This is a genomic window from Moorena sp. SIO3E8 (assembly GCF_010692445.1).
In the GTDB taxonomy this organism is placed as follows: domain Bacteria; phylum Cyanobacteriota; class Cyanobacteriia; order Cyanobacteriales; family Coleofasciculaceae; genus Moorena; species Moorena bouillonii.
Map to the genome: position 1 here is coordinate 1 of NZ_JAAHHM010000235.1, position 6,434 is coordinate 6,434.

The 6,434-nt window shown below is 44.7% G+C and carries 11 protein-coding genes; 6 read left to right on the plus strand and 5 right to left on the minus strand.

Features of this window, described 5'->3' with window-relative positions; all coding sequences use genetic code 11:
* Positions 1-91: 91 nt before the first annotated feature.
* Positions 92-1,030, plus strand: coding sequence for an ATP-binding protein (locus tag F6K46_RS37530; protein WP_366664734.1), 939 nt, complete (start codon positions 92-94; stop codon positions 1,028-1,030).
* A 12-nt stretch (positions 1,031-1,042) separates the two neighbouring features.
* On the opposite strand, the gene F6K46_RS37535 is transcribed toward F6K46_RS37530, so the two are convergent.
* The 4 genes from F6K46_RS37535 to F6K46_RS37550 form a co-directional block, all read right to left on the minus strand.
* On the minus strand, positions 1,043-1,261 hold the full coding sequence (locus F6K46_RS37535) for a hypothetical protein (RefSeq protein WP_293068034.1): 219 nt from the start codon (positions 1,259-1,261) through the stop codon (positions 1,043-1,045).
* 288 nt (positions 1,262-1,549) lie between these two features.
* On the minus strand, positions 1,550-1,774 hold the full coding sequence (locus F6K46_RS37540) for a hypothetical protein (RefSeq protein ID WP_293068037.1): 225 nt from the start codon (positions 1,772-1,774) through the stop codon (positions 1,550-1,552).
* Between the two features lie 37 nt (positions 1,775-1,811).
* The gene (locus F6K46_RS37545) at positions 1,812-2,243 is read right to left on the minus strand and encodes a helix-turn-helix domain-containing protein (protein WP_293068039.1); all 432 of its coding nucleotides are present in this window, start codon (positions 2,241-2,243) and stop codon (positions 1,812-1,814) included.
* A 32-nt stretch (positions 2,244-2,275) separates the two neighbouring features.
* On the minus strand, positions 2,276-2,545 hold the full coding sequence (locus F6K46_RS37550) for a hypothetical protein (protein ID WP_293068041.1): 270 nt from the start codon (positions 2,543-2,545) through the stop codon (positions 2,276-2,278).
* Positions 2,546-2,583: 38 nt separating this feature from the next.
* Here F6K46_RS37550 and F6K46_RS37555 point away from each other — a divergent pair, with 38 nt between their 5' ends.
* The 5 genes from F6K46_RS37555 (at position 2,584) to F6K46_RS37580 (ending at position 5,486) form a co-directional block, all read left to right on the plus strand.
* Complete coding sequence (locus F6K46_RS37555; protein WP_293068044.1) at positions 2,584-2,856, plus strand: hypothetical protein; 273 nt, start codon at positions 2,584-2,586, stop codon at positions 2,854-2,856.
* A gap of 509 nt (positions 2,857-3,365) precedes the next feature.
* Entirely contained in the window at positions 3,366-4,253 is an 888-nt protein-coding gene (locus F6K46_RS37565; RefSeq protein WP_293068049.1) for an Rpn family recombination-promoting nuclease/putative transposase, read from the plus strand.
* A 79-nt stretch (positions 4,254-4,332) separates the two neighbouring features.
* Entirely contained in the window at positions 4,333-4,725 is a 393-nt protein-coding gene (locus F6K46_RS37570; RefSeq protein ID WP_293068051.1) for a hypothetical protein, read from the plus strand.
* Between the two features lie 109 nt (positions 4,726-4,834).
* Positions 4,835-5,245 (plus strand): DUF4351 domain-containing protein, encoded by a 411-nt coding sequence (locus F6K46_RS37575; RefSeq protein WP_293068053.1) that lies wholly within the window; start codon positions 4,835-4,837, stop codon positions 5,243-5,245.
* Positions 5,246-5,345: 100 nt separating this feature from the next.
* Positions 5,346-5,486, plus strand: coding sequence for a hypothetical protein (locus tag F6K46_RS37580; protein WP_293068055.1), 141 nt, complete (start codon positions 5,346-5,348; stop codon positions 5,484-5,486).
* A 25-nt stretch (positions 5,487-5,511) separates the two neighbouring features.
* Here F6K46_RS37580 and F6K46_RS37585 read toward each other — a convergent pair whose 3' ends face one another.
* Positions 5,512-6,360: a PstS family phosphate ABC transporter substrate-binding protein gene (locus F6K46_RS37585; protein ID WP_293068058.1), complete on the minus strand. Its 849-nt coding sequence runs from the start codon at positions 6,358-6,360 to the stop codon at positions 5,512-5,514.
* Positions 6,361-6,434 lie beyond the last annotated feature (74 nt).

Here is a 6,434-nt window from a genome sequence, read left to right on the forward strand (position 1 = left end):
TATTGTGCGTTTGGTTAATTGGTGCCAGGGAGTTCCATTTGCAGCTACCCGATGTTCTCGTTTTGCTGCTCTTGCGCCGACCGGTTGACCTATGTGTAAACAAATATTAATTTGGCCAGCGGTATCAGAATTGGGGGATAATGGGGGCAAAAATCTCAAAGACGAAACCCACCAATCAACTCAATTATGGGATATCTGCCGCCACCAAGCCCGTAATCAATTAGATCACTTAGCGCAACCTATCAATGCTTCTGCTACCTGGGACGATCTGGTTTTACCAACCCCACAACGGCTGCTTCTAGGGGATATTGCGACTCATCTCAGACACAAGTATAAAGTCTATCAGGAATGGGGTTTCGCCCAAAAAGGCGACCGGGGTTTGGGCATCAGCGCCCTATTTTACGGGGCTAGCGGTACTGGTAAAACCATGGCAGCAGAGGTATTAGCCCAGGAATTTCGCCTGGATCTTTATCGCATCGACCTAAGTCGAGTAGTCAGTAAATATATTGGTGAGACGGAAAAGAATCTGCGGCGGATCTTTGATGCTGCTGAAACAGGTTTTGCAATTCTGCTGTTTGACGAAGCCGATGCCCTGTTTGGTAAGCGTACCCAAGTAAAAGACAGTCACGACCGCAACGCTAACATCGAAGTCAGCTATTTGCTGCAACGTATGGAAGCCTATCAAGGATTAGCAATTTTGACCAGCAATTTCCAAAGCGCCCTCGATAGTGCCTTTGAGCGGCGGATTCGCTTTGTGGTGGAGTTTCCGTTTCCCGGACCCGAAATCCGTACCCAAATTTGGCAGCGCATTTTTCCTGCCCAGACACCAACCCAAAACTTAAATTACCAGAAACTGGGTCAACTCAATGTAGCTGGTGGAAATATTCGCAATATTGCCCTAAATGCCGCTTTTTTTGCCGCCGCCGCCGATGAAGCCGTGAACATGGAACATATCTATGAAGCGACAAAACGGGAATATCAAAAGTTAAAGAAAATGTTGACTAACGATGAGATTGAAGGGTGGTTTTAGTTGTGGGGAGTTTTAGGGAATAGGGAATAGGGAATAGGGAATAGGGAATAGGGAATGGGGAATCGGGAATCGGGAATCGGGAATCGGGAATCGGGAATCGGGAGGCGTAGGGTGGGCAAATGCTGACCCTCTGACAATTTGATCTCGAATCGGGTCCATTTGCCCACCTTCCCTGAGGCGTAGGGTGGGCAAATGCTTATCCTCTGACAACAATATCTCGAATTCTGTCAATTTGCCCACCTTCCCATTGGCTGTGGGGTAGGGTGGGCAAATGCTGTACTTCTGACAACAATATCTCGAATTCTGTCAATTTGCCCACCCTACAAGCTGCTACAAGCTGCGGGGTTTGGTGGGCAAATCCTGATCTTTGAGCTGACCATGTAATCTGGAATCCGGTCGATTTGCCCACCCTACAAGCTGCGGGGTTTGGTGGGCAAATCCTGATCTTTGAGCTGACCATGTAATCTGGAATCCGGTCGATTTGCCCACCCTACAAGCTTTATTTTTAATTTTTAATTACTATAGCTTTTGAATAAAATAAGCTGACGGCTGACAGCTGACGGCTGAATGCTTACTAGCGATCGCGCTTTCATACTTCAATGTCTTGATGCAGCACCAAATAATGAAATAGATAATTTTGAATAGTCGCAAAGCCTTGACAAACTTAGCTAATAGCCGGAAAACTACCACCAGCGATGCAGCGCGGTCTTGGGGAGGCAGCGCGGTCTTGGGGGTTCCCCCCATGAGCGACTGCCGTGGTTTCCCCCACTCGCGCTTTGCATCAAGAAATAAAGTGAATATCACTGAAGGTTTCGATCCACAAACGAGCACCACAATCAAGGGGATTATCCGGCTGATAAACAATCTTACAAGGACCAAGGATTTCGACTTCATTACCGTAGAGATTAGTGCCCTTTCGTTTTACTGAAATCACTGGCTTCCGGTCTTTGGGGCTTTTCTTCATATTCGAGCCAATGTGATTGCGATTGACATTAATCTTCGCTAAAGCTGGCGGACGACTAGTGCGCCATTTCCCCTTTGGTCCACGATTACCTTTAGTAATTTGTGGCAAATGGTTGAACAGAGGAATAATCCAGAATTTCCCGCTTTTATAGGCACCCCGGACCCGACCCTTCTCTAGGAGTTGGCGCAATCGTCGAGAGGAAATTCCTAATAGAGATGCTGCTTCAGTAGTTCCAACGCACTTGTTCATCAGTGGACTCTCCCTTAACTCTTCCGATAATACTAGTTTAAGGGAGAAAAGGAAAATTGACAATTTTCGGGAATCGGGAATCGGGAGTCGGGAATCGGGAATTGGGAATCGGGAATCGGGAATCGGGAGTCGGGAATTGGGAATCGGGAAGAAACGGAAGAGTTTAGGATACTCGGTGGATGCGTTCGCGTAGCGTGACCAAAGGTCAATCGCGTAGCGTGGCCTACGGCCAATCCCGTAGCGGCTTGGAGTATCGCGCAGCGTGACCAAAGGTCAATCGCGTAGCAGCTCCAAGCTCCCATCACATATAGTTATATACAAAAATTAACTAATTAATTAGTTGGGTACACAGGATTTTTACCCACTCCACTACTCCCTGTTCCCTGTTCCCTGTTCCCGATTCCCGATTCCCGATTCCCGATTCCCGACTCCCGATTCCCGATTCCCTGTTCCCTGTTCCCTACTCCCAAATTTGTTACAAAAGTTTTCACAAAATGTTATAATAAAATTTTTTTGTGTTATAATAAAATATCCGTGGGCGCTAAAACGTTCCACGGTAAGAGCCAGCCGACAGTTTCTCTCGGCTACAGGCTGGCTCTGGAGCCCCAGTTAAGGAGATACCTAATATTTTATGTCTTACTCTCAACGCCTATATCCATGGGCGCTCATGCGCCTATTGCCGAACATGCAGCGGGTGGTTGTTCGTCGTTTTCGGAACCGTTCTGACGCGGAGGGTCACTTGCAAGCCCTTAAACGGCTGATGCCTGATCAAAAATTTATTATTATCTTCGATTTAGGAGACCCTATGGACGGCGAGTCTAAAGACGGCGAGTCTACAGACGAAGAATCTGTAAGAAACAGGAAGTCTGAAAAGCCCAGCTCTTCACTAATCAAATTTTAGTTTGATTCCAGAAATAGTGGCGTTGCTGAATTAAGGAATGAATGCGCGATCATTTGGTTTTATTAAAGCCCCCTAAATCCCCCAATTCTGGGGGACTTTGATAGTTTTGTTCCCCCCAGAATTGGGGGGCTAGGGGGGCAAAACCATACGCATAATCAGCAACGCCGAAATAGTCCTGGATGTAACTCAAAAATTATTCTTGATTCGGTCAATTGTATTGTATGGCAAAACCTGTAGATATTGGTAGCAAACGCCTAATCAGTCTCGCTCCTAATGCTTGGGTGCAATGGGTAACCGGTAATCCCCAAGTGCGGGCATCTCAGTTACTTGATGCTGAGTTTCAATGGATTAGTCGCGAAAGCGATGTGATTGTCAAAGCAAAGAGTCCTGAACACTCCGAATTTCTGATTCTCAATGAATTACAACTACGGTATGACCAGAACATGCCTCAGAGAATGCGCAATTATGTCGCTTTAGCAGAGGAGAAATACAACCTATCCGCTTATCCGGTATTAATTAACATCTTGCCGCCCCCATCCACAGTAACAATTGTTGACTGTTACGACAGGGAATTTATGGGATTAAAGGCGCGTCAAGATTATCGGGTAATTAATCTCTGGGAAGTAGATGCTGAATTAGTATTAGAACAACCTTTGCCTCCCCTATTTCCATTTGTCCCAATCTTATTTGGAGGTGGTAGTGAATCGAAATTGCGGTCAGCGGTGCAGGCTTTACGAGCGGATCAAACCTTGAATCAACTAGAACCGTTGTTAGCTTTTTTTGCTAGTTTTGTGCTAGAGATACCCTTAATTCAACAAATCATGAGGTGGGATATGACAGTATTACGAGAATCACCCTGGTATCAAGAGATTTTACAAGAGGGTGTTGCTCAAGGGATTGAACAAGGGCTTGAACAAGGGCTTGAACAAGGCATCCAACAAGAACGTCGAGGGAGTTTAGAGCGCATCCTTAAACTGCGATTTTCAGAGATTCCTGTCGAGATATCCGTCAGAATTCAAGCCTTAAATCTTGAACAATTAGAAGAGTTGATGGCCACAGCATTAACCGTTAACTCCCTAGATGAGTTTAGTCAACATTTGCCGAATTAATTAAATAAGGCCACACCCCACCTCGACCGTGGGGTGGGCGTAACTCAAAAATTATTCTTGATTCGGTCAATTGTATTGTATGGCAAAACCTGTAGATATTGGTAGCAAACGCTTAATCAGTCTCGCTCCTAATGCTTGGGTGCAATGGGTAACCGGTAATCCCCAAGTGCGGGCATCTCAGTTACTTGATGCTGAGTTTCAATGGATTAGTCGCGAAAGTGATGTGATTCTAAAAGCGTCTAGTCCTGAACACTCGGAATTTCTGATTCTCAATGAATTACAACTACGGTATGACCAGAACATGCCTCAGAGAATGCGCAATTATGTTGCCTTAGCTGAGGAAAAATACAACCTATCCGCTTATCCAGTATTAATTAACATCTTGCCGCCCCCATCCACAGTCACAATCGTTGACTGTTACGACCAGGAATTCATGGGATTAAAAGCCCCTGGGCGATTATCGGGTAATTAATCTCTGGGAAGTAGAGGCTGAATTAGTATTAGAACAACCATTACCTCCCCTATTTCCATTTGTCCCGATTTTATTTGGAGGTGGTAGCGAATCAAAATTGCGGTCAGCGGTGCAGGCTTTACGAGCAGATCAAACCTTGAATCAACTAGAACCGCTCTTAGCTTTTTTTGCTAGTTTTGTCCTAGAGATACCCTTAATTCAACAAATCATGAGGTGGGATATGACAGTATTACGAGAATCACCCTGGTATCAAGAGATTTTACAAGAGGGTCTTGCTCAAGGAATTCAACAAGGGATTGAACAAGGCATTGAACAAGGGATTGAACAAGGGATTGAACAAGGAATCCAACAAGAACGTCGAGGCAGTTTAGAGCGCATCCTTAAACTGCGATTTTCAGAGATTCCTGTCGAGATATCCGTCAGAATTCAAGCCTTAACTCTCGAACAATTAGAAGAGTTGATGGCAACAGCATTAACGGTTAACTCCCTAGATGAGTTTACTCAACATTTGCCCAATTAATTAAATAAGGCCACACCCCACCTCGACCGTGGGGTGGGTCTTCCTCTTGATTTTAGTTCTCCCAAAGTGACAGAACAGAGATAGAGCGTTTATCGTATTTATGAGGTACAGTATTGATGCAGCGCATCCCTATTCCCTATTCCCTATTCCCTATTCCCTATTCCCTCTTCCCTGCTCCCTGCTCCCTGCTCCCTGCTCCCTGCTCCCTAAAACCCAGAAATTTGTACCTCACAAGTCGTAGAATTGCTATAGTTGTGATTGCTGAACTAACGTCTCGGAATATAGCCAGCTTCTTCAATCAGCTTTTGTCCTTCATCTGTTAATAGCAATTTGACATAGGCTTCCCCGGCTCGCTCATCTCCTTGACCATCTTGTTTGATTATTACAAACAGACGACGGGTGATCGGATATGTCTTGGTTTTAAATGCCTCACTATTCAGTTGATTGCGTCCTTGTTGAGGACAATTTTCTGTTGGGATAAGTGGGGGTTTATAGGGAGTAATAAAAGAATCAGTTTTGGATATCCTCAGAGGTAGAGGTTTTACTTTACACTGATCAACAATCTCAGGAGCAGAAGCGTAGTAAATAGCACCTTTCGTTTCAGCTACCTTCCTCACGGCTTGAGTAGTCGTTGGGATAAAACTAACCTTTTGACTAAAATCATCTCCTACTAAAATAGTCTTGCGAAAGAACTCAGTAGTTCCACTTTCATTAGGGCGAGAGTAAGGGGTAATCTTTAGATTGGGACCACCGACTTGACGCCAGTTTGTAATTTTCCCGGTATAAATAGCCTTGAGTTGCTCGGTTGTTAAACCTTTAATAGTTAGGTCAGGATGAACAGCAATAGCAATAGCATCACTAGCAACTTGAACCTGCTTAAGTTTAAATCGTCTATCGTCAGCCTCTTGGAACTCACTTTTTTTAATTGGTCGTGAAGACAGCACGAAAGAAATTTGACCATCTAGCAACATTTTGATTCCAGTTTCTGTACCCGGTGGTAGGGTAGGATGGTGGTAGTAAGTCAAGTTAACCTTAGGAAAAACTTGTTTTATCCTTGGATCTCTGAAGGGGTGACGAAATAGCCTGAAAAGCTTTAAATGTAAAGCTTTCACCATTTTGTGCTAAAAAAAAGATAGGTCTCTTTTGTTCAACAAGACCTACCTATTGACAATGTTACCTGTATTCTACC